Origin of the sequence: Shewanella sp. SR1 (assembly GCF_020447145.1) — a bacterium.
Taxonomy (GTDB): Bacteria; Pseudomonadota; Gammaproteobacteria; order Enterobacterales; family Shewanellaceae; genus Shewanella; species Shewanella baltica.
Window position 1 is genome coordinate 1 of sequence record NZ_JAJAEF010000022.1, and the last position, 24,672, is coordinate 24,672.

25 protein-coding genes are annotated in these 24,672 nt (G+C 47.2%); 12 read left to right on the forward strand and 13 right to left on the reverse strand.

What is annotated here, in order from left to right; translation table 11 throughout:
* Nucleotides 1-526: 526 nt before the first annotated feature.
* Entirely contained in the window at nt 527-1,075 is a 549-nt protein-coding gene (locus KV201_RS17400) for a gamma carbonic anhydrase family protein (protein ID WP_011982003.1), read from the forward strand.
* A 133-nt stretch (nt 1,076-1,208) separates the two neighbouring features.
* On the opposite strand, the gene KV201_RS17405 is transcribed toward KV201_RS17400, so the two are convergent.
* Entirely contained in the window at nt 1,209-1,484 is a 276-nt protein-coding gene (locus KV201_RS17405; protein ID WP_226060049.1) for a DUF1488 domain-containing protein, read from the reverse strand.
* 5 nt (nt 1,485-1,489) lie between these two features.
* Nucleotides 1,490-2,338 (reverse strand): shikimate dehydrogenase, encoded by an 849-nt coding sequence (gene aroE, locus KV201_RS17410; protein WP_226060050.1) that lies wholly within the window; start codon nt 2,336-2,338, stop codon nt 1,490-1,492.
* 153 nt (nt 2,339-2,491) lie between these two features.
* Between aroE and KV201_RS17415 the strand changes: the two genes are divergently transcribed.
* On the forward strand, nt 2,492-2,929 hold the full coding sequence (locus KV201_RS17415; protein ID WP_006083789.1) for a group II truncated hemoglobin: 438 nt from the start codon (nt 2,492-2,494) through the stop codon (nt 2,927-2,929).
* Nucleotides 2,930-2,963: 34 nt separating this feature from the next.
* Here the strand turns inward: KV201_RS17415 and hemF are convergent, their stop codons facing one another.
* The 6 genes from hemF to KV201_RS17445 all read right to left on the reverse strand — a co-directional run bounded on the left by hemF (nt 2,964) and on the right by KV201_RS17445 (nt 7,980).
* The gene (gene hemF / locus KV201_RS17420) at nt 2,964-3,872 is read right to left on the reverse strand and encodes an oxygen-dependent coproporphyrinogen oxidase (protein WP_226060051.1); all 909 of its coding nucleotides are present in this window, start codon (nt 3,870-3,872) and stop codon (nt 2,964-2,966) included.
* Nucleotides 3,873-3,897: 25 nt separating this feature from the next.
* Entirely contained in the window at nt 3,898-4,464 is a 567-nt protein-coding gene (locus tag KV201_RS17425) for an L-threonylcarbamoyladenylate synthase (protein ID WP_226060052.1), read from the reverse strand.
* Nucleotides 4,465-4,590: 126 nt separating this feature from the next.
* On the reverse strand, nt 4,591-5,154 hold the full coding sequence (locus KV201_RS17430; RefSeq protein ID WP_226060053.1) for a type I DNA topoisomerase: 564 nt from the start codon (nt 5,152-5,154) through the stop codon (nt 4,591-4,593).
* A gap of 119 nt (nt 5,155-5,273) precedes the next feature.
* Nucleotides 5,274-5,747 (reverse strand): DUF494 family protein, encoded by a 474-nt coding sequence (locus KV201_RS17435; RefSeq protein WP_006083793.1) that lies wholly within the window; start codon nt 5,745-5,747, stop codon nt 5,274-5,276.
* 2 nt (nt 5,748-5,749) lie between these two features.
* On the reverse strand, nt 5,750-6,766 hold the full coding sequence (dprA, locus tag KV201_RS17440) for a DNA-processing protein DprA (protein ID WP_226060054.1): 1,017 nt from the start codon (nt 6,764-6,766) through the stop codon (nt 5,750-5,752).
* An 83-nt stretch (nt 6,767-6,849) separates the two neighbouring features.
* Complete coding sequence (locus KV201_RS17445) at nt 6,850-7,980, reverse strand: LysM peptidoglycan-binding domain-containing protein (RefSeq protein WP_006083795.1); 1,131 nt, start codon at nt 7,978-7,980, stop codon at nt 6,850-6,852.
* Between the two features lie 125 nt (nt 7,981-8,105).
* Between KV201_RS17445 and def the strand changes: the two genes are divergently transcribed.
* The 5 genes from def to KV201_RS17470 are packed head-to-tail and all read left to right on the forward strand — an operon-like array spanning nt 8,106 to nt 13,759.
* Nucleotides 8,106-8,618 (forward strand): peptide deformylase, encoded by a 513-nt coding sequence (gene def, locus KV201_RS17450; RefSeq protein ID WP_006084795.1) that lies wholly within the window; start codon nt 8,106-8,108, stop codon nt 8,616-8,618.
* Between the two features lie 8 nt (nt 8,619-8,626).
* A complete protein-coding gene (fmt, locus tag KV201_RS17455) occupies nt 8,627-9,583 on the forward strand; it encodes a methionyl-tRNA formyltransferase (protein WP_107403103.1) in 957 nt (318 codons plus the stop codon).
* A 1-nt stretch (nt 9,584) separates the two neighbouring features.
* Nucleotides 9,585-10,871, forward strand: coding sequence for a 16S rRNA (cytosine(967)-C(5))-methyltransferase RsmB (gene rsmB / locus KV201_RS17460; RefSeq protein WP_011845352.1), 1,287 nt, complete (start codon nt 9,585-9,587; stop codon nt 10,869-10,871).
* Between the two features lie 15 nt (nt 10,872-10,886).
* A complete protein-coding gene (gene trkA, locus KV201_RS17465) occupies nt 10,887-12,296 on the forward strand; it encodes a Trk system potassium transporter TrkA (protein WP_006083799.1) in 1,410 nt (469 codons plus the stop codon).
* 20 nt (nt 12,297-12,316) lie between these two features.
* The gene (locus KV201_RS17470) at nt 12,317-13,759 is read left to right on the forward strand and encodes a TrkH family potassium uptake protein (RefSeq protein WP_006084792.1); all 1,443 of its coding nucleotides are present in this window, start codon (nt 12,317-12,319) and stop codon (nt 13,757-13,759) included.
* A gap of 70 nt (nt 13,760-13,829) precedes the next feature.
* Here KV201_RS17470 and hemG (KV201_RS17475) read toward each other — a convergent pair whose 3' ends face one another.
* The gene (gene hemG, locus KV201_RS17475; RefSeq protein ID WP_006083801.1) at nt 13,830-14,381 is read right to left on the reverse strand and encodes a menaquinone-dependent protoporphyrinogen IX dehydrogenase; all 552 of its coding nucleotides are present in this window, start codon (nt 14,379-14,381) and stop codon (nt 13,830-13,832) included.
* A gap of 200 nt (nt 14,382-14,581) precedes the next feature.
* Here hemG (KV201_RS17475) and KV201_RS17480 point away from each other — a divergent pair, with 200 nt between their 5' ends.
* The gene (locus tag KV201_RS17480; protein WP_006083802.1) at nt 14,582-14,890 is read left to right on the forward strand and encodes a metalloregulator ArsR/SmtB family transcription factor; all 309 of its coding nucleotides are present in this window, start codon (nt 14,582-14,584) and stop codon (nt 14,888-14,890) included.
* Nucleotides 14,891-14,953: 63 nt separating this feature from the next.
* Here the strand turns inward: KV201_RS17480 and hemG (KV201_RS17485) are convergent, their stop codons facing one another.
* The 4 genes from hemG (KV201_RS17485) to pepQ form a co-directional block, all read right to left on the reverse strand.
* Nucleotides 14,954-15,478 carry a menaquinone-dependent protoporphyrinogen IX dehydrogenase gene (hemG, locus tag KV201_RS17485; protein WP_226060055.1) on the reverse strand — a complete coding sequence of 175 codons (525 nt, stop codon included), beginning with the start codon at nt 15,476-15,478 and terminating at the stop codon, nt 14,954-14,956.
* A gap of 2 nt (nt 15,479-15,480) precedes the next feature.
* Nucleotides 15,481-16,938, reverse strand: a complete 1,458-nt coding sequence (locus KV201_RS17490) for a TrkH family potassium uptake protein (RefSeq protein ID WP_226060056.1) — start codon at nt 16,936-16,938, stop codon at nt 15,481-15,483.
* Nucleotides 16,939-17,015: 77 nt separating this feature from the next.
* Nucleotides 17,016-17,630, reverse strand: coding sequence for a YigZ family protein (locus KV201_RS17495; RefSeq protein ID WP_063883867.1), 615 nt, complete (start codon nt 17,628-17,630; stop codon nt 17,016-17,018).
* A 27-nt stretch (nt 17,631-17,657) separates the two neighbouring features.
* Nucleotides 17,658-18,980, reverse strand: a complete 1,323-nt coding sequence (pepQ, locus tag KV201_RS17500) for a Xaa-Pro dipeptidase (RefSeq protein WP_226060057.1) — start codon at nt 18,978-18,980, stop codon at nt 17,658-17,660.
* Between the two features lie 490 nt (nt 18,981-19,470).
* On the opposite strand from pepQ, the gene fadB reads away from it, so the two are divergent.
* The 4 genes from fadB to tusA all read left to right on the forward strand — a co-directional run bounded on the left by fadB (nt 19,471) and on the right by tusA (nt 24,629).
* Nucleotides 19,471-21,621 (forward strand): fatty acid oxidation complex subunit alpha FadB, encoded by a 2,151-nt coding sequence (gene fadB / locus KV201_RS17505; protein WP_063883865.1) that lies wholly within the window; start codon nt 19,471-19,473, stop codon nt 21,619-21,621.
* A 22-nt stretch (nt 21,622-21,643) separates the two neighbouring features.
* Nucleotides 21,644-22,807 carry an acetyl-CoA C-acyltransferase FadA gene (gene fadA, locus KV201_RS17510; protein ID WP_226060058.1) on the forward strand — a complete coding sequence of 388 codons (1,164 nt, stop codon included), beginning with the start codon at nt 21,644-21,646 and terminating at the stop codon, nt 22,805-22,807.
* A 242-nt stretch (nt 22,808-23,049) separates the two neighbouring features.
* The gene (locus KV201_RS17515) at nt 23,050-24,213 is read left to right on the forward strand and encodes a diguanylate cyclase (protein WP_006083809.1); all 1,164 of its coding nucleotides are present in this window, start codon (nt 23,050-23,052) and stop codon (nt 24,211-24,213) included.
* A 170-nt stretch (nt 24,214-24,383) separates the two neighbouring features.
* On the forward strand, nt 24,384-24,629 hold the full coding sequence (gene tusA / locus KV201_RS17520; protein WP_006083810.1) for a sulfurtransferase TusA: 246 nt from the start codon (nt 24,384-24,386) through the stop codon (nt 24,627-24,629).
* Nucleotides 24,630-24,672: the final 43 nt, after the last annotated feature.

The following is a 24,672-nucleotide window of genomic DNA, read 5'->3' on the forward strand; positions in this document are numbered from 1 at the left end:
ATTCTGATTTTTTGTTTCTCGCACTCCTTATAAAAGAAGGGCTGAAACAAACTGTACATATTGCTATGAACACTCATTGTTACATTGATTTAAATTTTTGACTGCCAACCCTAAGGTTAAGCAGTTTCGATTAACTCAACACCTGTGAGTGTCCACACAGATTTCTTGTTTTATCTTGTTAAAGAGCAACTCATTATCCGTAAGAGGACGTGAGTACCACACTGAGCGCCGAACGCTTCCAGGTGGCTAGGGCTGCGTATTTTACGCATTTCCCGTTTCGCGTCAAGGAGTTTTTGCAAACTTTCTCAACACTCATCAATCAGTAAACTCATTGATGAACTGTCACATCAGGCTGCTTAACGCTGTCTGCCGTGTCAGTGGATGCGCATTATAGGGAGATTGAGAAAGTGCGCAACCCCTATTTTTAAGATAATTGTCATTTTCTCACTGTTCGTTGGATATTTGACCTGACCAGCTAGTTTTTAACCTTTATAATGCAAAAAACCACTCAATTAGGGACTTTTCTATGTCAGGGCCACTCAGAACTTACCAAGGTATTCATCCTCAATTAGGCAATAATGTGTATGTAGATGAAGCTTCGGTGCTTGTTGGCGATATTGCGTTAGATACTGATGCCAGTATTTGGCCTATGGTGGCGGCGCGTGGTGATGTTAACCATATTCGTATTGGTAAGCGCTCGAACGTGCAAGACGGTAGCATATTGCATGTGACACGTAAGTCAGCTGCTCGTCCCGATGGTCATCCACTGATTATTGGTGATGATGTGACTATTGGTCACAAGGCGATGCTTCACGGTTGCAAAGTCGGTAACCGAGTATTAGTGGGCATGGGCGCGATTATTCTCGACGGTGCGATTTTAGAAGATGATGTGATCTTAGGTGCGGGCTCTTTAGTGCCACCGGGCAAGGTATTACAGAGCGGCTATTTATATGTAGGCAGCCCAGCTAAGCAGGCTCGCCCATTAACACCTGCCGAAATGGCCTTTTTGCCAGAATCAGCCGACAACTATGTCAGACTGAAAAACGAGTACTTAGTTGAATTACAAAACCTCTAGTCACTTAGCGCTAATCTCTTATAGTTAGTCGCTTAGTATCGCTATATAAGAAAGGCGGCAGAGACTCATTCAGTCTCTGCCGCCTTTTGCTATTTATTGATTCAAAATCTATCCACTGAAACTCGCTATCAAACTAGCCTAGGCGTACTGCGCCAAACTCATCAAACTCTTCAGCTTTGATTAAGTCTTCTGCCATTTCTTCGGCATCAAACCTCACCGCATCAAATAATGCCAGCATAGCAGCCGCTTCATCGGTGCTCGGCTGTTCAGAGAAATCATTCAGCTCACGTAATTTAGCAGCACTGATATAGCACTTGATGTTCATCCCCTGCGATTGCGCCATAAAACAGATTTGCCCTTGGGCATCGTCCCAATATTGCAGATCAGGGAAAAGAATACTTTGATTCATGCTTCCTACTTAGGCTCTGCCATTAGTTTGTCCCGCAAAAGCGTCAACACCACTTGGGTGTCGGGCTCAATACCTCGCCATAAGGTAAAACTCTTAGCCGCTTGTCCGACTAACATACCTAGCCCATCAATGACTTTCGCCGCACCTTGGGAGAGTGCCCATTGGTTAAACGCGGTGACCGAGGCGCCATACATCATGTCATAACAAACGGTTTGGGTGGTGATGATATGTGCTGGCAAAGGTGGCAACTCGCCCGCAAGGCTAGCCGAGGTTGAATTAATAATGATATCGAACTCGCCCGCAAGCTCACTCATTTCTACGGCGGTGACTTTACTCGCGTAAGCGCCGTTATCCACAGAAGTAAAAATATCGACCAAAAGCTGCGCCTTAGTGTGGGTGCGATTGCTGATGGTCAGTTGTGCAATCTCCGCATTTAATAACGGCAGAATACAACCGCGCGCCGCGCCACCAGCTCCAATGAGTAACACGCGCTTATCTTGCAAGCTAACTAAGTTAGCGATGAGATCGGCCACCAGCCCTAAACCGTCGGTGTTATCACCGCGAATAGTGCCATCGGCCAATAAACTTAAGGTGTTGACTGCGCCAGCGAGTTTGGCTTCGGGGCTGATACTGTCACACAGCGCAAAAGCTTGCTCCTTAAAAGGCACTGTCACATTGGCGCCCTTGCCGCCCGCATTGAAAAACGCCGTCAATGAGGCTTCAAAACCATCGACCGGAGCAAGAATGGCTTCATAGGTTAATGACTCTTGGGTGGGCGCGGCAAATTGTCCATGGATGAACGGCGATTTACTGTGGCTAATTGGATTGCCAAACACTGCGTATCTGTCTGTCATTGCGATATGAAATTTTAGGTTCGATGGCTTTGCAGTCTACCGCGCTTTTGAGCCCACGCAAGACGAATTATGCTCAACTAAATTTCACGCTAGGTTTCACGCTATAATGCGCCATCGGCTCAATACACTCTACTTTAGTGAACGACTATTCCAATGAACTGGCTTAAAAAGATTTTTAGTAAACACACTCCGCCGCAGGATGATCGCGATCCGAGTCAATCTAACGCCTATGACTTAATCGGCGGCGAGAAGGTGATCCGCGCTATCACTAAATGTTTTTATCAGAAGATGGCAAGTTCGGCAGAAACGACAACACTGCTTGCCATTCATAGGGCGCCCATTGCGGAGTCTGAGCAGAAGCTATTCGAATTTTTAAGTGGCTGGCTCGGCGGACCACAGCTCTACCAGCAAAAATATGGTCATCCGGCATTGCGAGCACGACACATGCATGTCGATATTGATGAGGCAATGCGCGATCAATGGCTGTTTTGTATGAAGTTTGCGATTGAAGAGAATATTAAAAAGCCAGAGCATCGAGCCGCCATTTTTGAGGCGATTTCAACTCTGGCCGATCATATGCGTAATCAATAAAGTGGATATGGCATCCACTTTTTATGATTAACGGCTAAACCCAGTCGCGTGGTTTGAGGTAGTTATCGTACAAATCTGCCTCTGGGCTTCCCGCCTCTGGTGTATAAGCATATTGCCAACGCACTAATGGCGGCATCGACATTAAGATAGACTCGGTACGTCCACCTGTCTGCAGACCAAAAAGCGTGCCTCTGTCGTAGACTAAGTTGAACTCAACATAACGACCACGGCGATAGAGTTGGAACTGACGCTCACGCTCACCGAACTCAGTATCCTTACGACGCTCAACAATCGGCGCATAGGCCGTTAAGAAGCCATTGCCCACGGCTTGCATAAAGCTAAAGCTTTGATCGAATCCTGCTTGATTCAAGTCATCAAAAAACAGTCCGCCCACACCGCGGGTTTCATTACGATGCGGCAGGAAGAAATACTCATCGCACCATTTCTTATACTTGGGATAAACCTCATCCCCGAAAGGCGCACAAATATCCTTAGACGTCTGGTGCCACTCGCGCACATCTTCTTCAAATGGATAATAAGGTGTTAAGTCAAAACCACCGCCAAACCACCACACAGGATCGGCACCTTCTTTTTGCGCGATAAAGAAGCGCACATTGGCGTGAGTCGTCGGGATATAAGGATTGTTAGGATGGATCACTAAAGACACACCCATAGCCTCAAAACTGCGACCCGCCAATTCTGGGCGATGCGCCGTAGCTGACGCCGGCATAGCGGCGCCAGTCACATGGGAAAAGTTAACTCCAGCTTGCTCGAATACTGCACCTTGGGTTAATACTCGGCTCGTGCCACCACCGCCTTCGGCGCGGGTCCATGAATCGGCGGCAAACGTTGCTTGGCCATCCAGAGCCTGTAAACCGGCACAAATTCGGTTTTGTAAATCGAGTAAAAACGCTTTTACCACTGCAGCATCAGGCACACTCATCTTGTTATCCTTATTATTGGTTTGCTCATTGTCCATTTCGTAAAATTTTGCCGCTTCGCGCATCGATAATGGTCGAGGGCTGACGTTGTTCGCCGAGTTCGCCTAATACCAGTGCATCGATTTTACCGGTAAAATCAGCGAGGATTTCAGCGGCAGTTAATGCGGGATCTTCACCCGCAAGGTTAGCGCTGGTCGACACTAAAGGTTTATTAAGTGCGCGGCACAGGGCTTGTACTCCAGCATGGGCCGACACTCGCACTGCGATAGAGTCAAATTCGCCACAGAGGTATTTTGAAACATGTGCTTTGATTGGCATGACAAAGGTAAAAGGCCCCGGCCACTTGGAAAATGCAAATTCAAGCTGCTCAGCCGTCAATTGCGATTCATCAACATAGGCTAAAAGCTGCTGAAAATCACTGGCGACTAAGATCAGTCCTTTCTGCCATGGGCGCTGTTTTACCGCCAATAACTTTTGGATAGCAGTGTCGTTATCAGGGTCACAACCTAGGCCATAAACCGCCTCGGTTGGATAAGCAATAACGCCACCGTCAAGAATGATGTCTTTTATATCGGATGGGTGTAGCTGCAACATTATCAAATCACCTTATGCGTCTTATCAGTTTTTGTCATTACCCGAATCTTCGCCGCCCCATCTAACGGTCGGTTGGGGATTATACTCAAGCCGCACTAAGGCAACAAATATTATGCAATGGCCTCGCTACAAGGGGCGCTTGTACTTGCAGGTTTTTTGCGGACATTCTAAACGCATCCCCGCCGCACCTTTACGCTCGACTAAGATCCCAAAACCACAACTTGGGCAATCTTCAGCAACCGGAGGATAATTCACAATAAACTTGCACTTAGGGTAAGCGCTACAGGCATAAAAACTCTTTCCGAAGCGACTCGTTCTGTGCTCCAGTTTACCCGTTTTACATTCTGGGCAAGGGATATCAGGCTTGTCGCTCGCTTGATCCTGTTTTTCAATATGCATGCAGCTAGGGTATTGAGTGCAACCGATAAAGATCCCAAATCGACCAGACTTTACCGCCAGTTCGTGGCCGCATTCAGGACATACAGAACCTTCAATCACTTGAGTTTCAATGGATTCGTGCTGCACTAAGGGACGAGTGTAATTACAGCTAGGGTAATTATTACAGCCAATAAAACCGCCGTGCTTACTGTGTTTGACCGATAACTCGCTGCCACATTCAGGGCAAAGTTCGTATTCTTTTTCCAGTGCGTGTTCGTGGGCACTAAATAATTGTTCATCAATCTTAGACATAATCATTCACCACCTGTCGTAGCGCATTAGGATATCAAGCGCAGTGCCATCAAGGAATTTATGGCATCAAAAAAGGAGGTCTTAGCCTCCTTTCTCTCATAATTCATCTTTCACAACGATTAAGAATGTAGTCGGCCTTCGGGCTGTTCGAAGATTAAATCTTCCATTTGCTCATAAGCGGACTCATGACCAGGAGCGTTAAACAACACCATTAAGATAACCCATTTGAGATCTTCTAAAATCAGAGTTGGCTCATCCAACTCCATGACTCTATCGATCACCATTTCACGGGTTTCGACATTCAGCACTTTAACTTGCTCTAAAAACAGCAAGAAACCGCGGGATTCCACATCCAGCTTGTCCATTTCGTCCTTTGTATAGATACGAAACGAATGCTGATCGTGATTACAAAGATAAGGTTTATCCCCTTCTTGTAATTCTGCTAAGCGCTCTAACCAAGTTAACGCTTTTAAAATCTCGGATTGATGAAATCCGGCACGAGTGAGTTCCTTGGTTAACTCGTCTTCATCAACTAGTAGTTCAACTTCACTGTGAACATAGTTTTCAAATAGATACATGAGGATATCAAACATGGCTAGCTCCTCTTTACTCTGACGTAACCACCGGGTACTGCAATCACCCAACCTTGCAACTCAAGTTCAAGCATTTGTTCTAACACCAGATCTATCGTTTTCCCACTATGTTCAACTACTGCATCAATGGATGTAGTTTCATAACCTACACTAGCTAACAGAGACGAAAATGGCAAATTACAAATCTCGCCTTGCTGTATATGGTGGCATAACTTCAATTCTTCAAGGTGGTAAGCGGTTAAACTTGCCAACTCCTCCACTATATCGGCGGCTGTTTCCACAAGTTTTGCCCCATCACGTAATAAATCATGACAGCCTTGATGGTAACCACCCAAGATTGAGCCCGGAACGGCAAACACCTCACGCCCTTGCTCCATCGCCAACCTCGCTGTGATTAAAGAACCGCTTTTACGACAGGCTTCAACCACAAGTGTCCCTAAAGAAAGACCGCTAATAATCCGATTTCGTTTCGGGAAATTCCCCGCAAAGGGACCGACATCTGGCCAAAACTCGCTAAGTATACAGCCTTGTTGCTGAATATCATGATAAAGCTGCCGATGTTTTCGTGGATAAACAGTCTCAATGCCAGTCCCGAGCACAGCAACAGTTCGCCCTTGATGTTCAACACAGGCTTTATGGGCAGCGCCATCAATTCCCATCGCCATGCCGCTACAGATACCAAATCCCATTGAGGACATCTCTGCAGCCAGCTGATAAGCGACCTGCAATCCGCCTGGTGAAGCATTACGACTGCCAACAATCGCAAGATACGGAAGGGCTAACGCCTCCAAACAACCTTTAACGAACAGGACGGCGGGCGGATCTGAGAGTTGTTTTAATAACGGCGGATAAAGCGGTTCGGAGAAACAAACAAGATGATGGTCAGCGGCTTGCTGCTGCCATTCGAGGGCGACATCGACTTTTTGATAATCAATAGCGAGACTATGGAGCAGATGGTCAGATAAAGGTAGCGCTTCTCTCTCGTGCTCTAACCTTTGTCTGAGGTCGTCCACTTCCATGTGCGTTAATAATTGTTGGATCCGAGCGGGTCCCAGCCCAGATACAGCGCAAACAACTAACCAATCGACCAAATGTTCAGATATTACTGACCTCTTAAGGCTAAAGACTCAGGGGCAATTAACTTATCGTCGACACGCACAGGCCGCTCGGTGGAGACAATCAAACCCAAGCTCGCTTTGTCGAATACTTTGAAAACCAACAATTTACCATGATAGATATCTGGCATTTGAATAGCGCGATCCGATGAGACAGATGCCATCAGGTTATCGTAGGCGGTGCGCTCAGTGGCAGGCACTGGCATACCATCATTGTTGATGACGATGACTTCACCATCACGGTAAATAGAAAACACGACTCCGGGCTCAACCCCATCCTGGGTGCCTTTATCTAAGTACACCACATCCAACTTACCCGCTTCACGCATCTTTGATTCGATAGCAAGCACGACGGCTGGCGTCTTTAACTCTGCCGGTTTTGGCGTAAAGTAAGCTGACATCAAGGAATCACTTTCCATCGGCATGACTCTGAAACCCGCTTTAGTTTCACGAAAGCTGGTTAACAACTTAATTTTTGAAACCTTACCAGACTCAACCACTTGCCCAGTTGAGGCTAAAATGGCTTCTTGTCCTATCGCTTCGCCTGACGCTTTATTGAAAAACTCACGACCACGTTCGTAAACACCGTACTTTTGATTAATCGGCAGTTCAGCATCGATATAAATCACATCACCCACAATATGGTGACGCGATGGGCTTTCGCCTGCCAATACCATAGGTTGCTCGGCAAGCCAGTCGGTTGCGACAACGCGATTCTGCACTAAATACTGTTCAATCAAAGCCAAGTCGACGGCAGGAATTGCATTGCTCTTAGCAATAATCCGTCCTTCAGGACTCTTCTTCACATGGGGTTTAGCACTGTCGACCATGTCGCCGTTGCGCACAAGCCGAGGCTGACCATCGACAAACACGAGTGTGAGTTGATCGCCAGGATAAATAAGATGGGGATTGGCAATCTGTGGGTTTACATCCCAAAGACGTGGCCATTTCCATGGATCATTTAGAAACGCTGCGGAGATATCCCAAAGAGTATCGCCCTTTTTCACCACATATGACTCAGGATGCCCCGCTTTCAGCGTAAGGGTATCGGCGGCAACAAACGTGCAATTGAATGTCATTAACGCGAGTAAAATTAACCGTTTCATGGGTATTTCCATGTTGTTTGGCTCTTAGTTTGAGCTTTTACTGTTATTGATAGGCACTAAAGATTAAAATTAACCCATTAGCATCAGTCAGTATAACTAACTGGCAGAGATTTGACAGACTTGTTAAGAGTTTATGTATGGCACAATTAAAAGTATTACAATTTCCTGACGAAAGATTGCGGACACAAGCCACACCCATCACAGAGTTTAATGCCGAGCTGCAAACTCAAATTGATGATATGTTCGAAACCATGTACCAAGAAAAAGGTATCGGTCTGGCCGCGACCCAAGTGGATTACCATAAACAACTTATTGTCATGGACTTACAAGATGAAGTCGAACGACCTAAAGTGTTTATTAATCCCGAAATTATCGCCAGCAGCGGCGACTTCTGCAATGAAGAAGGTTGTCTGTCGGTGCCGGGCATTTATGCCAAAGTCGATCGCGCCGAATTTGTTACGGTAAAAGCCTTAGACAGGCACGGCAACGAATTTATTGTTGAGGCCGATGAGCTTTTTGCTATCTGTATTCAACACGAAATGGATCACCTCAAAGGCAAATTGTTTGTCGATTATCTGTCGCCGCTAAAACGTCAGCGGATCAAACAAAAACTTGAAAAAGCGGCCCGATTGGACGCCAAAGAAGCATAGGATCAGATTTGAAACCACTCAACATCATCTTTGCCGGAACACCGGATTTTGCCGCTCGCCACTTACAAGCACTGCTGAACTCACACCACAATGTGATTGGCGTTTACACTCAGCCCGATAGACCCGCTGGCCGCGGCAAGAAACTGACCGCCAGCCCAGTAAAAGAACTCGCCGTCGCCAACAATATTCCTGTGTATCAACCCGGTTCATTACGTAAAGAACCCGCGCAACAAGAACTTGCCGCGCTGAATGCCGATATTATGGTGGTAGTTGCCTACGGTCTGATCCTGCCAAAAGTCGTATTAGATACGCCGCGTCTAGGTTGTATTAACGTTCACGGTTCTATTTTGCCACGCTGGCGTGGTGCCGCACCGATCCAACGCGCGCTTTGGGCCGGCGACAAAGAAACCGGCGTGACCGTTATGCAGATGGATGTGGGTTTAGATACCGGCGATATGCTACTGAAAACCACTCTGCCGATTGAAGATAGCGACACCTCAGCCAGCCTTTACGAGAAACTGGCGGAACAAGGTCCTGTTGCTCTATTGCAAGCCCTCGAGGGTTTAGCAAACGGCACCTTAGCCGCAGAAAAACAAGATGAAGCCTTAGCGAACTACGCAGAAAAACTCAGTAAAGAAGAAGCCAGACTCGATTGGAATAAATCTGCCAAGCAACTCTGGCAAGAAGTCCGTGCCTTTAATCCTTGGCCAGTGAGTTATTTTGAGCACCAAGGCAATACCATTAAAGTGTGGCAGACCCAAGTTAGCGAAACCACCAGCACAGCCGCTCCGGGCACTATTATCAGCGCCAGCAAAAAAGGCATAGAAGTCGCCACCGCCGACGGCGTATTAACCCTGCTGAGTATGCAGCTGCCGGGGAAAAAGCCGCTCAATGTTGCCGATATTCTCAATGCTCGAGGTGAATGGTTTAGCCCGAATACTCGCCTCGCAAACGAGGCACAATAGTATGAACTTGCGCGCGCTGGCTGCGAAAGCCATCTTCGAAGTATTAGAAAAAGGCGTGTCACTCTCAGTGGCATTACCCGATCAACAAAAGCACCTTGCCAGCGGCAAAGATAAAGCCCTACTCGCCGAGCTCTGCTATGGCGTGATGCGCACTTTGCCGCAAATAGAGAAACGCATCAGTGAATGCCTAGCAAAACCACTCAAAGGTAAGCAAAGGATTATCCACCAGCTGCTGATCATAGGTTGCTATCAACTTTACTTCACTCGCATTCCAAGCCACGCCGCGATTTCAGAAACCGCCGAAGCCTGTCGCCAGTTAAAATTTGAAGGCATGGTTAAGGTCGTTAATGGCGTACTGCGCAACATTCAGCGCCAGCTTTCGCCGCTGAGTACTGAGTCAGATACCTTAAGCTACAACACGCCCGCTTGGTTGATTAAGCGCTTGAAAGAAGCCTATCCCGAGCAGTGGCAAGACATCATTCAACAAAGCCATGAACGCCCACCTATGTGGCTGCGTAATAATCGCTTATCCCAGAGCCGTGCCGAATACCTCGCCGCCTTAGCCGAACTCGAGATTGAAGCGAGCGAAGGCAGCAGTGCCGATGCCATTCTCTTGGCGCATCCAAAGGATGTTGCCACACTGCCACGCTTCCATGAAGGCGCGGCATCAGTGCAAGATGGCGCGGCGCAATGGGCGGCGACATTACTGGCGCCACAAGCGAATGAGTTAATCCTCGATGCCTGCGCGGCGCCCGGTGGCAAAAGCTGTCATCTACTCGAACTTGAGCCAAGCATCAAACTGGTTGCCGTCGACTTTGATGCCAAACGCCTCGAGCGCGTGCAACAGAACCTTGACCGCTTGTCATTAAAAGCGGAGCTTATCCATGGCGATGCGGCCAATATTGACTCATGGTGGCAAGGTGGACAATTTGATCGTATCTTACTGGACGCGCCATGCTCGGCCACGGGAGTGATCCGCCGCCATCCCGATATTAAATGGTTACGCAAAAACCATGACATCGAAGAACTGGCTGAACTACAACAGCAAATTCTCGATCATTGCTGGAAGTGGCTCAAACCCGGTGGCACGCTTCTTTATGCTACTTGCTCGATTTTACCGCAGGAAAACCGCGACCAGATCAGTGCGTTTTTAGAGAGAACGGCAGATGCTAAGCTAGACACACTCTCCCAGCAAAATTCGCCACAGGATATAGGTTGGCAAATCACGCCAGGACAAGACAATATGGATGGGTTCTATTACGCCCGTTTATTAAAAGCGACCGATTAGGAAGTAAGCAAGGCCATGAAAATTATCATATTAGGTGCGGGTCAAGTCGGGGGAACCTTGGCCGAGAATTTGGTAGGTGAGAATAATGACATCACCATAGTCGATCATGACAAATCCAGACTACGCGCCCTGCAAGATAAATATGACCTTCGCGTTGTGGCGGGCCATGCAGCCCACCCTGATGTGCTCAGAGAAGCGGGCGCAGAAGATGCCGACATGCTGATCGCGGTAACCAATAGCGATGAATGCAACATGGCCGCCTGTCAGATTGCTTACACCCTTTTCGGCACGCCAACAAAAATTGCCCGTATTCGTTCAGAACCTTATCTTGCGATGCGCGATAAACTCTTTATCGACAGTGAAACCAAAAATAGCGACGGTCGCCCCCGTGGTGGCTTCGTGATCGATGAATTAATCGCCCCTGAACAGTTAGTGACCGCTTACATTCAGCGACTTGTTGAATATCCCGGCGCGCTACAAGTACTCGAATTTGCCGAAGGACGGCTAAGCCTAGTGGCCGTTCGTGCCTATTATGGCGGCCCACTGGTGGGGAATGCGTTAGCGGCACTGCGCGAACACATGCCGAATATTGATACCCGAGTTGCGGCGATTTTCCGCCAAGGCCGCCCTATCATGCCTCGCGGTACCACGATTATCGAAGCCGATGATGAAGTCTTCTTCGTCGCCGACAGTCGCCACATTCGCGCTGTTATGAGCGAAATGCAAAAGCTCGATAACTCATACCGCAATATTATGATCGCCGGTGGCGGTAACATAGGCTTAGGTTTAGCCAAACGCCTCGAGCGCACCCACTCAGTTAAACTGATTGAGCATAAGTATGAGCGGGCTGAAGCCTTATCGGAGCAACTGGAAAATACTACCGTGTTCTGCGGTGACGCTTCGGATCAAGAATTACTGCTCGAAGAACACATAGATCAAACCGACGTATTTATTGCGGTGACCAATGACGATGAAGCCAATATTATGTCGGCATTGCTAGCAAAACGTATGGGCGCGAAAAAAGTCATGGTGCTGATCCAGCGCGAAGCCTATGTGGATATCGTCCAAGAAGCTAATATCGACATTGCTATCTCACCCCAGCAAGCCACCATTTCGGCACTGTTAACCCATATCCGTCAGGGTGATATCTGTAACGTTTACTCCCTACGTCGCGGCGCCGCCGAGGCAATTGAAGCGATTGCCCACGGGGATGCCAGCACGTCTAAAGTGGTTGGCAAAGCCATTGGCGATATTAAGTTGCCACCGGGAACCACCATTGGTGCTATTGTCCGCAACGACGAAGTATTAATGGCTCACGACAAAACCGTGATAGAACAAGGGGATCACGTGATCTTATTCCTAGTGAATAAAAAGTTTGTCGGCGAAGTCGAGAAGCTTTTCCAACCAAGTGCTTTCTTCTTCTAAGAACCTAAGTAAGCCAACTTATGCTGAACTTTAGACCACTATTGTTTATTTTAGGGCTGTTTTTGTCCATGCTGACAGCCTTCATGTTGATACCACTGCTCCTCGCCGTGTTCAATGCCGAGGAAACCGTGGGCTCTTTCATGCTGTCGGCGTTAGTGACAGGCATTAGTGCCAGCTTGTGTTTACACAATGGCCAGAGCAAGACTATTAACCTCAATATCCGCGATATGTTCCTGTTGACCAGCTTGACGTGGTTGATCGTGAGCCTGTTTGCGGCCATGCCCTTTACCCTATATCACGGGATTGGCTATACCGACGCCTTCTTTGAGACTATGTCCGGCATCACGACCACAGGTTCTACTGTGCTCTCGGGGTTGGATACCATGGATCACAGCATTTTAATCTGGCGCTCTTTATTGCAGTGGCTTGGCGGGATTGGCTTTATTGTGATGGCGGTGGCCATTCTGCCCTTCTTGAACGTCGGTGGTATGCGGCTGTTCCGCACTGAATCTTCGGATTGGAGCGATAAAGCCGTACCACGCACCCAGAGCATGGCTAAGTACTTATTCTTTATTTATATTTTGCTGACTGTTGCCTGCTGCGTTGCCTATCATCTGGCGGGAATGACTTGGTTTCAAGCCATCAACCATGCCATGACCACCCTATCGACTGGCGGCTACTCAACATCAGATAGCTCAATGGCCGCGTTCTCCCACTCGGCTCACTGGGTTGGCGTGTTCTTTATGGCGGCCGGTGGCTTACCGCTACTCATGTTTGTGCACACCATACAGCAAAGGGATCTGCGCATTTGGAACGATGCTCAGGTCAAAGGCTTCTTGTTTTTCCTGACTTTCGTGTCTTGTTCTATTGGCTTTTGGCTGTGGCAAACCCGCGACATTGAACTCCTCGATGCGCTGCGTTTATCCAGCTTTAACGTAGTTTCTGTGGTGACCACTACAGGTTATGGCTTAACGGATTACGGTGCTTGGGGCGCCTTTGCCAACATCGCCTTTATGTTCTTAATGTTTGTCGGTAGCTGCTCTGGCTCAACTTCAGGCGGGATTAAAATCTTCCGCTTTCAAATCGCTGGCGCCATTATGCGCGAGCAATTGAAACAGCAATGTCATCCAAACGGTATCTTTAGGGAACGCTACAACAATCGCATCATCAGTGAAGATATCGTGCGCTCGCTGATCACTTTCGTGCTGTTGTTTGTAATGGTGATTGTTGGCTTGTCGGTAATTTTAGTGCTCACAGGGCTCGACCCTATGACCAGTTTCACTGGCGCTATCACGGCGGTCACGAACGTAGGTCCTGGCTTAGGGCCGATTATTGGCCCTGCGGGTAACTTCTCAACCCTGCCCGATGTGGCGAAATGGGCGTTGTCACTCGGCATGCTCCTAGGTCGTTTAGAAATTCTGACCGTAGCAGTGTTATTCCACCCGAGTTTCTGGAAGTATTAATTCAGTAGAGCTTGGATACTAAAAAGGCGCTTAACTTGTTAAGCGCCTTTTCTATTAAGCCTGACCCGTCCTAAATAGCGGTAACGTCGACTAATTCAAGCAGATGATCGGCATAGACCTTCACATCTGCCCAGTCGGTGTAGTCGATAACCGACTTAGGATCGGTTGGACCTTTGGTCATTTTCATGATCAACTGGATCATCCACCTGTCGTACCAAGGCCATGAAGGATAATCCACTTTCCCCGCAATAATTTTAAGATCGGCTGGCGTCCACGGCGATAAGGCGATGAACTTTTGCAGATATTTATTATTCTCAGGAATACGTTTTTCTGGATTTCTCGCTACCACGTTGACGCAGAAGAAACTGTTTGGCAATGCACCCAAAGCCTCTGCATGCTGCTCGATAAACTTGAACACACTTTTATCATAGGTGCCATAGAGTACACAGGCACCTAAGGCGACGACCTCGTAATCGGGCCAATTGATACAAGTCGCGGCAGCACTGTTGATATCGACAAGGTCGACCTTAGCGCCACGAAAGGTTAATTGGTCGGCAATTGCATTGGCAATCTTGGCTGTGTGGCCACCACGGGTAAAATAAAGTACGAGAACGCGTGTCATAGGGAATTACCGATCCACTGAGTTAATGTCACCATTGTGGCAAGATTACGTTAAATAAACCTCTGATAGGATCACAAATCAGCCGTATCTCATATTCTGAGATGCAAAAATTGAGATCTGCATGGCTGAGCAGTATGATTGCGTAAACACAGGTGTTCAATTAGAATTATCTAATCAAAAGCGATGAAGTGAGTGACCTTATGCAAAATGACATAGATGTAGCTGCAATGGTAACTAATGCGGAAAGTGCGGCTAAATGGCTTAAGGCCATAGCGAACCCTTATCGCCTAATGATTTTATGCCTATTACTAGACAAAGAGTTGAGCGTAACTGAACTCAATGCCACTGTGCCATTAAGCCAGTCGGCACTATCCCAGCATTTAGCCGTATTACGCGCTGAAGATCTGGTGGATACCCGTAAGAGCTCGCAAATTGTTTACTACAAGCTCAAGAACGAACAAGTCACCCAAGTGATTTCGATTCTGCATAGCCGCTACTGCGCAGTGTAACACGGTAAAGCTAGCTTAAATTTAAGCCCTAATCGCTTGCAAGTGATTAGGGCTTAATGGTTTTTAGTGTTGGCTAAAGCGGTTACCGAAGGCGTCGACTTTTTCCCAATCGGTAAACTCAAAGGTGCCTGTGATATCGGTTGGCCCTTTAGTCATCCACATAATGAAACGTATCATAGTGCGATCGAAGAAACCGTATTTAGGATAATCAATCTTGCCCGCAAACACTTCTAACTGCTGAGGTTGCCACAGTGAAAGCTGCAGAAACTTTTGCATATAAGGATTGGTTTCAGGCGTATTCTTTAAGGGTTTGCGCGCCACGACGTTAACGGTAAAAAAGCCATTAATCTTAGTATCGAGTACCGCATGGTGGCGGTTCACAAACTGGTAAAGTTCAGGTCTATGTTTACCATAACGAATACTGGCGCCGATCAGCACTTTATCAAAATCAGCTAAGCTCAACGCTTCAGCCTGCGCTAATGTGACCAGAGCAACCTGCTCTCCCGCCTGCTCTGCAATCGTCTTCATTTTTTGGCAAATTGCCAATGTTTGGCCATCAATCGTCGAATAGATTATTAACGTCTGCATGATTAATTCTTCCAAAAAGTTGGCGTAAACAAAATCAGTAAGGTAAATACTTCGAGGCGACCAAACAGCATAGCCGCGACCAATACCCATTTGGCGCCATCGCCAATACTGGCGTAGTTACTGGCTACCGCGCCTAAGCCTGGGCCTAGGTTGTTTAAGCAAGCCGCGGTGGCACTAAAGGCGGTAATATCATCTAATCCCATCGCCATGAGTGCAAGCATACAGATCACAAACACCAGCGCATAGGCAGAGAAGAATCCCCACACGGCATCGACAACGCGATCGGGCAAGGCTTTAGAACCTATACGGATAGAGAACATCGCCTTAGGATGAACCAGTCGCTTTAATTCACGCGAGCCCTGTAACAGCAGCAAAATGACCCGAATCACTTTAATCCCGCCCGCCGTTGAGCCACCACAGCCACCGATAAAGCTCGAAAATATCAATAGAATAGGTAAAAACAGCGGCCACATGTGGAAGCTTTCAGTACCAAACCCTGCGGTAGTGGCCACGGAAACCGCCTGAAATAAGGCATGATCTAAGGTTTCTTCCGGCGAATCATAAATGCCCGAATGATAAAGCGTGAGGAAACAAATCGCGGTAAGAATAAGTTGAATCGCCACCAGCATCTTAAATTCGGCATCTTTAAAATACACTCTAACGTTAATTCCTCGCCGCGAAAATGCCGCAAAATGCACGCTAAAGTTAACCGCAGAAACGATTAAAAAGAATACACAAATAAGGTTAATCACTGAACTATCGAAATACCCCATGCTAGCATCGTGGGTCGAAAAACCGCCAATAGCGATAGTTGAAAATGAATGGCAAACCGCATCGAACACACTCATGCCCGCCATCCAATAGGCGGTCGCACAGGAAATAGTTAACAATAAATAGATATACCACAGTGCCTTAGCGGTTTCGGCGATCCGCGGGGTCATCTTACTGTCTTTCACTGGGCCCGGAATTTCAGCGCGATAGAGCTGCATTCCCCCTACGCCAAGCACAGGTAAAATCGCCACGGCGAGCACAATAATCCCCATACCGCCGAGCCATTGCAGCATATGGCGATAAAACAGAATGGCTTTAGGTAAGAAGTCGAGCCCGACAATCACTGTGGCTCCGGTGGTGGTTAACGCAGAGAAAGATTCGAAGAAACTATCGGTCCAGCTGAGGTCGGGTTGACTCGAGAAGATAAACGGTAAAGCACCGATAGAACCCAGTACGGTCCAGAACAGGACCACAATCAAGAAACCCTCTCGGGTACGCAATTCTTCTTTACAGTGGCGATTGGGATACCAGAGCCAGAAACCAATAAATAGGCTGACAAAAAATGCCTGCATAAACGCCGTACCGCCGCCATCGTTATACCAAACAGCGATCAGTGCTGGTGGCAGCATAGTGATTGAAAATAAACCAATCAGCAGGCCTATGATTCGTATTATGGTTTTATATTGCATTAAGCGAGTTCAATCATTCCATTGGCTGCAAAGGTATTTTCAGCATTTGGGCTATTTTGGCATAATTTACGCAGGCATCACAGCTCAAACTCAGGCCTCAAACTTCCCTGACTGAGCGTCGCCAGCGACTCACACAGTAATGCCTGTTGCTGCCTGCCTATCTCGAACACAATATCGACCGCTTCGGCAAATTGCTTGTCGATAATCACGGCATCGACTTGCTGTAATAGATGCTCAACATCGCGCAGCTGCGCATAATCACAATGCAACTTGGCGGGATAACGTAACTGTTTTAGTCGCGTCGGCAATTGAACCAAACCTTGCCTTAAGCCCGACGTATAAGCCCGAACCAGTCCACCTACGCCTAGCTTAGTACCGCCATAATAACGCACAACAACAGCGCCCACTTCGCCGATATTCGCCCCTTGCAACACAGCTAACATAGGGCGACCAGCACTGCCGGCAGGTTCGCCGTCATCACTCGAACCAATCAAGACGCTATCATCCGGTGCGCCAGCCACAAAAGCTGAGCAATAATGGCTTGCGCCGGGATAGTCACGCTTTATGTCAGTGAGTACTAACTTAAATTTATCAAAGCTATCGCAATGAAACAGAAAAGAGATAAAGCGGCTATGCTTTATCTCTTCTTCGACCACGATATCTTCACAGGGAACACTATAACTTTCGAGCACACATCCGCCCTAATCTTTACCCTATGATCAATCAGCCAAGCCGAGTTCACGGGTCATGTTCTCGTTTCTATCTTGATGCACTATGACGTTATCTTCGATGCGAATACCGCCAAAAGGTCTTAACTCATCAACCGTTTGCCAGTTGATCTGTTGGCCACGACTATCTTGTTTAAGCTCATTGAGCAGAGTATCGATAATGTATAACCCGGGTTCCATGGTCAGCACTTGGTTTGGCGCTAAAATGCGGGTGCAACGTAGGAATGGATGGGCCTCTGGCGCCGCGATATGAGTACCGCGTTCATCGTGGGAGAAGCCACCAACATCATGTACTTGTAGGCCTAACATGTGGCCTAAGCCATGTGGGAAGAAAGCACTGGTTATGCCTTGATCGACCAAACCTTGGGCATCACCTGTGGCTAAATCAAAATCCAATAGCATTTGCGCGACTTTAGCATGGGTGGCCAAGTGTAAATCGGGATAACGCACACCCGGACGCATCATGTCGATAAGCTCTAGCTGCGCCTTGTTCATCGCAGTAATCAATTCATCGAAACGATTCTTCTCGAATGCGTAGGTTCTGGTGATATCAGAGGCATAGCCAAAGTAACTCGCGCCCGCATCGATAAGAAATGACAAACGTTTCGCAGGGCTTTGGTGTTCAAGTGCGGTGTAATGCAAAATCGCCGCATTTTGGTTAAGGGCAATGATATTGCCATAGGGCACTTCATTCTCACTCTGGCCTACGGCAGATAAATAGTGCTGCTGGATTTCGAACTCGCTCGCACCATTATAAAAGGCATTTTTAGCCGCCAAATGTCCCTGCACCGCAATTTGATTCGCGCGGCGCATACATTCCAGCTCATATTCGGTTTTAGTGGTTCTATGGTAATGCAGATAACTCATCACAGCATCGGGATTACGACTGGTAAAACCAAGCACTTCGGCCACATCTAAATGCTCACCTAAATAGGCCCAATTAGCGATATCTGTCGGTAAAAACTCAGCGACCTTATCAGCCTTGGTCAGCAGCTTAATATCGAAATACTCAGTCCAAAACATATCAGGCACATCAGACACTTTGTGCCAAAAATCCACAGGACGATAAAAAATCAGCTGCGGCTTATCACGGCCGTTGACTACTAACCAACAATTCGGATTATCCAACACAGGCAACCATGCCTTGAAGTGCGGGTTTGCCTTAAAGGGATAATTGATATCATCCAAAAACATCCGATGCGGCTGACCCGAATGGATCACTAAACCAGACAAGGCTTCTCGAGACAAAATCTCTGCGACTCGACGGTTTAACTCGGCAATATGGGCACGATAGTGATGAGCCAACTGATCCATTTGTCATCTCCTGCAATGAATAAAAGTTAATAATATGAGCCGAATTTGCTCACATATTCTTAATCTGATCATGAACAACAGATTCAATCAAAACACTAAACTGTCACTCAATCTAAAATACATGGCCGCTGAACAAACAACATTAAAGCGATAACGTCATGATTATCTTTAAGAGTTATGTTCAACCCTAGCATGGCTGCAGCGTTTAAACGTCTAAGGTAAACAGCCACAAAGACCTATTTATCCGCAAAGTGATTTAACGCATTCTAGGTGTTCTACACTCTGTGCAGTGTATCACAAAGGTGAAAAATCACTCTAGCCGACAAGAAATTAAACAGTCGTTTAAATTGGGTGTTGTAATTTATCGAATTTCGAAGCACACTGGCACACAACTGGTCAAATGATGGCCGAAGCTGCTGTGAGATAGAGAGTCGTACTAGCACCAACACATAATGGTGGGTATCACTTTTAAGCCAAAAGGAAGCAAGCAATGATCTACCAAAGTCCTACAATTCAGGTTGAGTTACTCGAGGATAATATTGCCAAGCTGTGCTTTAACGCACCCGGTTCGGTGAACAAATTCGACAGAGAAACCCTCGCCTCGCTCGATGCGGCATTAGACAGCATCAAGCAAGATTCCAATATCAAAGCGTTAGTGCTGACCTCAAGTAAAGATACCTTTATTGTGGGCGCAGACATTACCGAATTTTTAGGCCTGTTCGCACAAGATGACGCCGTATTGCTCTCTTGGGTTGAACAAGCCAACGCAGTCTTCAACAAACTCGAAGACTTGCCTTTCCCAACTGCATCAGCAATCAAAGGCTTTGCCTTAGGTGGCGGCTGTGAAACCATTCTGGCAACCGATTTCCGTATCGCAGACACCACAGCCAAAATCGGTTTACCTGAAACTAAACTCGGCATCATCCCAGGTTTTGGCGGCACAGTTCGTCTGCCACGTGTGATTGGTGCAGATAACGCACTTGAGTGGATCACGACCGGTAAAGACCAACGCGCTGAAGATGCACTGAAAGTCGGCGCTGTTGATGCCGTGGTTGCACCACAAGCGTTAGAAGCTGCTGCGATTCAAATGCTGAAAGATGCTGTTGCTGAAAAGCTGGATTGGCAAGCACGTCGTAACCGTAAACTGTCTGCACTAACACTGCCAAAACTTGAAGCTATGATGTCATTCACCACAGCCAAAGGCATGGTGTTTGCGGTTGCGGGTAAACACTACCCTGCACCAATGGCTGCTGTAAGCGTGATTGAGCAAGCATCGACTAAAGGTCGTGCTGAAGCATTACAAATCGAACATCAAGCCTTTATCAAGCTGGCTAAAACTGACGTAGCTAAGGCACTTATCGGTATTTTCCTTAATGATCAATTTGTTAAAGGTAAAGCGAAGAAAGCTGGCAAGTTAGCGAAAGAAGTCAACAACGCCGCCGTATTAGGTGCAGGCATTATGGGCGGCGGCATCGCTTACCAAAGCGCCAGCAAAGGCACACCGATTGTCATGAAAGACATTGCCCAGCCAGCATTAGATTTAGGCCTCAATGAAGCCGCTAAACTGCTGTCTGCCCAAGTCGCCCGTGGCCGTTCAACGCCAGAAAAAATGGCCAAAGTGCTGAACAACATTACGCCTTCGTTAGATTATGCCGCGATTAAACACAGTGATGTTGTCGTTGAAGCCGTTGTTGAACATCCAAAAATCAAAGCACAGGTTTTAGCCGAAGTTGAAGGTTATGTGAGTGAAGATGCAATTATCGCCTCAAACACTTCAACGATTTCAATCAACTTGCTCGCTAAGAGCATGAAGAAACCTGAACGTTTCTGCGGTATGCATTTCTTCAATCCAGTGCACAAAATGCCTTTGGTCGAAGTTATCCGTGGCGAGCATAGCTCTGAAGAAACCATCGCCTCTGTTGTGGCTTATGCCAGCAAAATGGGCAAGACCCCAATCGTTGTTAATGATTGCCCAGGCTTCTTCGTTAACCGCGTACTCTTCCCTTACTTTGCAGGCTTTAACGGCTTACTTGCCGAAGGTGGCGACTTTGCTGCAATCGACAAAGTGATGGAAAAACAATTCGGTTGGCCAATGGGTCCAGCTTACCTGCTCGACGTAGTCGGTTTAGACACAGGTCACCACGCCCAAGCTGTTATGGCTGAAGGTTTCCCTGATCGCATGGGTAAATCAGGCACTGACGCGATTGATGTGATGTTTGAGAACAAACGTCTTGGCCAGAAAAATGGTAAAGGTTTCTATGTCTATTCAGTCGATAGCCGTGGCAAGCCGAAGAAAGATGTCGATCCAACGAGCTACGGCCTATTGAAAGATGCCTTTGGCGAGTTAAAAGCCTTTGAAGCCGATGACATTATTGCCCGTACTATGATCCCTATGATCATCGAAACCGTGCGCTGTTTAGAAGAAGGTATTGTCGCATCGCCTGCCGAAGCGGATATGGGCCTAGTTTATGGCTTAGGTTTCCCGCCATTCAGAGGCGGCGTGTTCCGTTACTTGGATACCATGGGTGTCGCAAATTTTGTGGCCTTAGCAGACAAATATGCTCACTTGGGCGGTCTGTATCAAGTCACAGATGCGATGCGCACATTAGCAGCCAATAACGGTAGCTACTACCAAGCCTAATTAGCGGGAAAGGAATTTAATCATGAAACAAGCTGTTATCGTAGACTGCATCCGTACTCCGATGGGCCGCTCAAAGGCTGGCGTATTTCGTAATGTGCGTGCAGAAACTCTGTCTGCCGAACTAATGAAAGGTCTGTTGCTGCGTAACCCGCAACTCGACCCAAACCTGATTGAAGACGTGATTTGGGGTTGTGTGCAACAAACCCTAGAGCAAGGCTTCAACATCGCCCGTAACGCTTCGCTATTAGCGGGCATTCCAAAGACTGCTGGCGCTGTGACGGTTAACCGCCTATGTGGTTCATCAATGGATGCTATCCATCAAGCTGCGCGTGCGATTATGACTGGCATGGGCGACACCTTTATTATTGGTGGCGTAGAACACATGGGCCACGTGCCAATGAGCCATGGTGTCGACTTCCACCCAGGTCTTGCTAACAACGTGGCAAAAGCCTCTGGCATGATGGGTTTAACGGCTGAAATGCTGGGTAAACTGCACGGTATTACCCGTGAACAGCAAGATGCGTTTGCGGTACGTTCACACCAACGTGCTTATGCAGCGACGATTGAAGGCCGCTTTGCCAAAGAAATCTATGGCATTGAAGGTTACGATGCTAATGGTGCCTTAATTAAAGTCCTGCAAGACGAAGTGATCCGCCCAGAAACTACCATGGAATCTTTGGCTGCACTGCGCCCCGTGTTTGATCCAGTAAACGGTACTGTGACTGCTGGTACTTCTTCTGCACTGTCTGATGGCGCTTCAGCCATGTTGATCATGGAAGAATCTAAAGCGCGCGCACTTGGCTTGCCGATTCGTGCACGTATTCGCTCTATGGCGGTTGCAGGTTGTGACGCGGCTATCATGGGTTACGGCCCAGTGCCAGCCACGCAAAAAGCACTGGCTCGTGCCGGTATTACCGTTGCCGATTTAGATGTGATTGAACTTAACGAAGCGTTTGCTGCTCAGTCTTTACCTTGTGTGAAAGATTTAGGCTTAGCAGATGTGGTTGATGACAAAATAAACCTCAACGGTGGCGCGATTGCACTAGGTCACCCACTGGGTTGTTCAGGCGCTCGTATCTCTACGACGCTGATCAACTTAATGGAAGACAAAGACGCGACCTTAGGGTTAGCGACCATGTGTATTGGTTTAGGCCAAGGTATCGCCACTGTATTCGAACGCGTTTAATTCGTTACTAGAATAATTTCAAAGCCGGAACTTGTTCCGGCTTTTTTATGCCAAATTTTCTGCCAGCGTAAATATTAATATTTCTCATTTCTTCTGCTGTTCATTTGAAAATCAGTCCGTTATCAACTTAACTACAAGGGCATCACTGGCTATTGTGGACGACAACAGGCAAGCAATCATCAGCCAAATCTAGGCAGTGTAGTGCAAGGATGCAATTCGTTGTTTTATAAGAGGAATGCCTGATGCTACAAACGGAACAGACCCTTTTCGAACAAATGCGGATTACTGAGCTGGAGATCGAGTCTCGTAAGGCGCTCTTCTCTTTTACTGGGGCGGACGTAAAGGCCCTGCAATCCTTTAAGCCCATCATTGAAGAAAATATAGATAAAATCGTCGATGACTTTTATGGCTTACAAACCAGCGTTTCAGAAATTGCGCTGCTGATCGGAGACTCAGACACCCTTGCCCGCTTACGTACCGCACAGAGAAGATATGTGCTTGATTTATTTAATGGTGTTTATGATCTTGAGTACGTAAACAATCGCCTGCGGATTGGGTTAGTCCATAAACGCATTGGTGTTGAGCCTAAGCTTTACCTGTCTGCGGTACACACACTAAAAGAGCTTATCTACGCCGTGATCAACTGTTCAGTGCAAGATACACATCAAGGCGAATGTATTCGAGTCGCGATTGATAAACTGGTGCTGTTTGATGTCACGCTGGTATTCGATACTTATATTCGCAGCTTAGTATCCGAAATTGAGAACGCTAAGGATAAAGCCGAAAAATATGCCCAAAGCATGGAAAGCAAAGTCAAAGAGCGGACACAGCAGTTAGAAGAACTGTCGCAAACCGATCCCTTAACAGGCCTGCTCAACGTTAGGCATTTACAAGAAACGGCAACGCGCATACTCAGGGCTGCCCAAAGGCGTGCCGAACCCGTCAGCGTGATCTACTTAGACGTAGATGATTTTAAGTCATTCAACGACACCCAAGGCCATAGATCTGGGGATGAAGTACTCCGTGCTGTAGCAAAAGCGATTAAAGAAATCACTCGGGCCGAGGACCATTGCTTTCGATATGGTGGAGATGAGTTCTGTATCATTATGCCTAACTGCCGTGAAGAACAAGCTCGGGATAATTTCATCACTCGATTCAATCAAAAAATAAAACTCAGTTTAAACAATATTTCCTTAAGCTTTGGCATTATTGATACTGGACCCTATGAGTACGAAGAAGCCAATAGCTTAATTCATAAAGCCGATCAGCGAATGTATAGCTACAAACGTGCATCTAAACAGCAGCAACAAACTATGGCGGCAGCAAATGATTTAGCACCTGAGAATAGTACCGCAGATGTCCATTCAATCTCTCAATCTCAAAGCGTTGATAAAGCCGTCGAGTAATTTTTAAACCCATTCGTCATCATGTTCCACGTGGAACATTCAATATCTAACATTCGTATTGATAGAACACATCAATAAAACCAGATCACAAATTGAAACCGCCAACTTGGTTTATCATGGGGGCTGGAGTAACATTAGCTAATTCTGCTTAACCGTTCAGTAGAGGTAATATGAACGACGCTTTCTCAACCGCACAGCATAGACTCGATGCTCTTGGTTTACGCTGCCCAGAGCCTGTAATGATGGTTCGTAAAACGGTAAGACAAATGGCTGCTGGCGAGACACTGCTGATCATTGCCGATGACCCTGCGACGACGCGCGATATTCCGAGCTTTTGTGAGTTTATGGATCACACCTTAATTGCCAGTGAAACCACGCAAACGCCATATCAATATTTGATCAAAAAAGGACTTTAAGTCGTATCGTTAACGACTTACTCATAAAACAAAGGATGTGAGA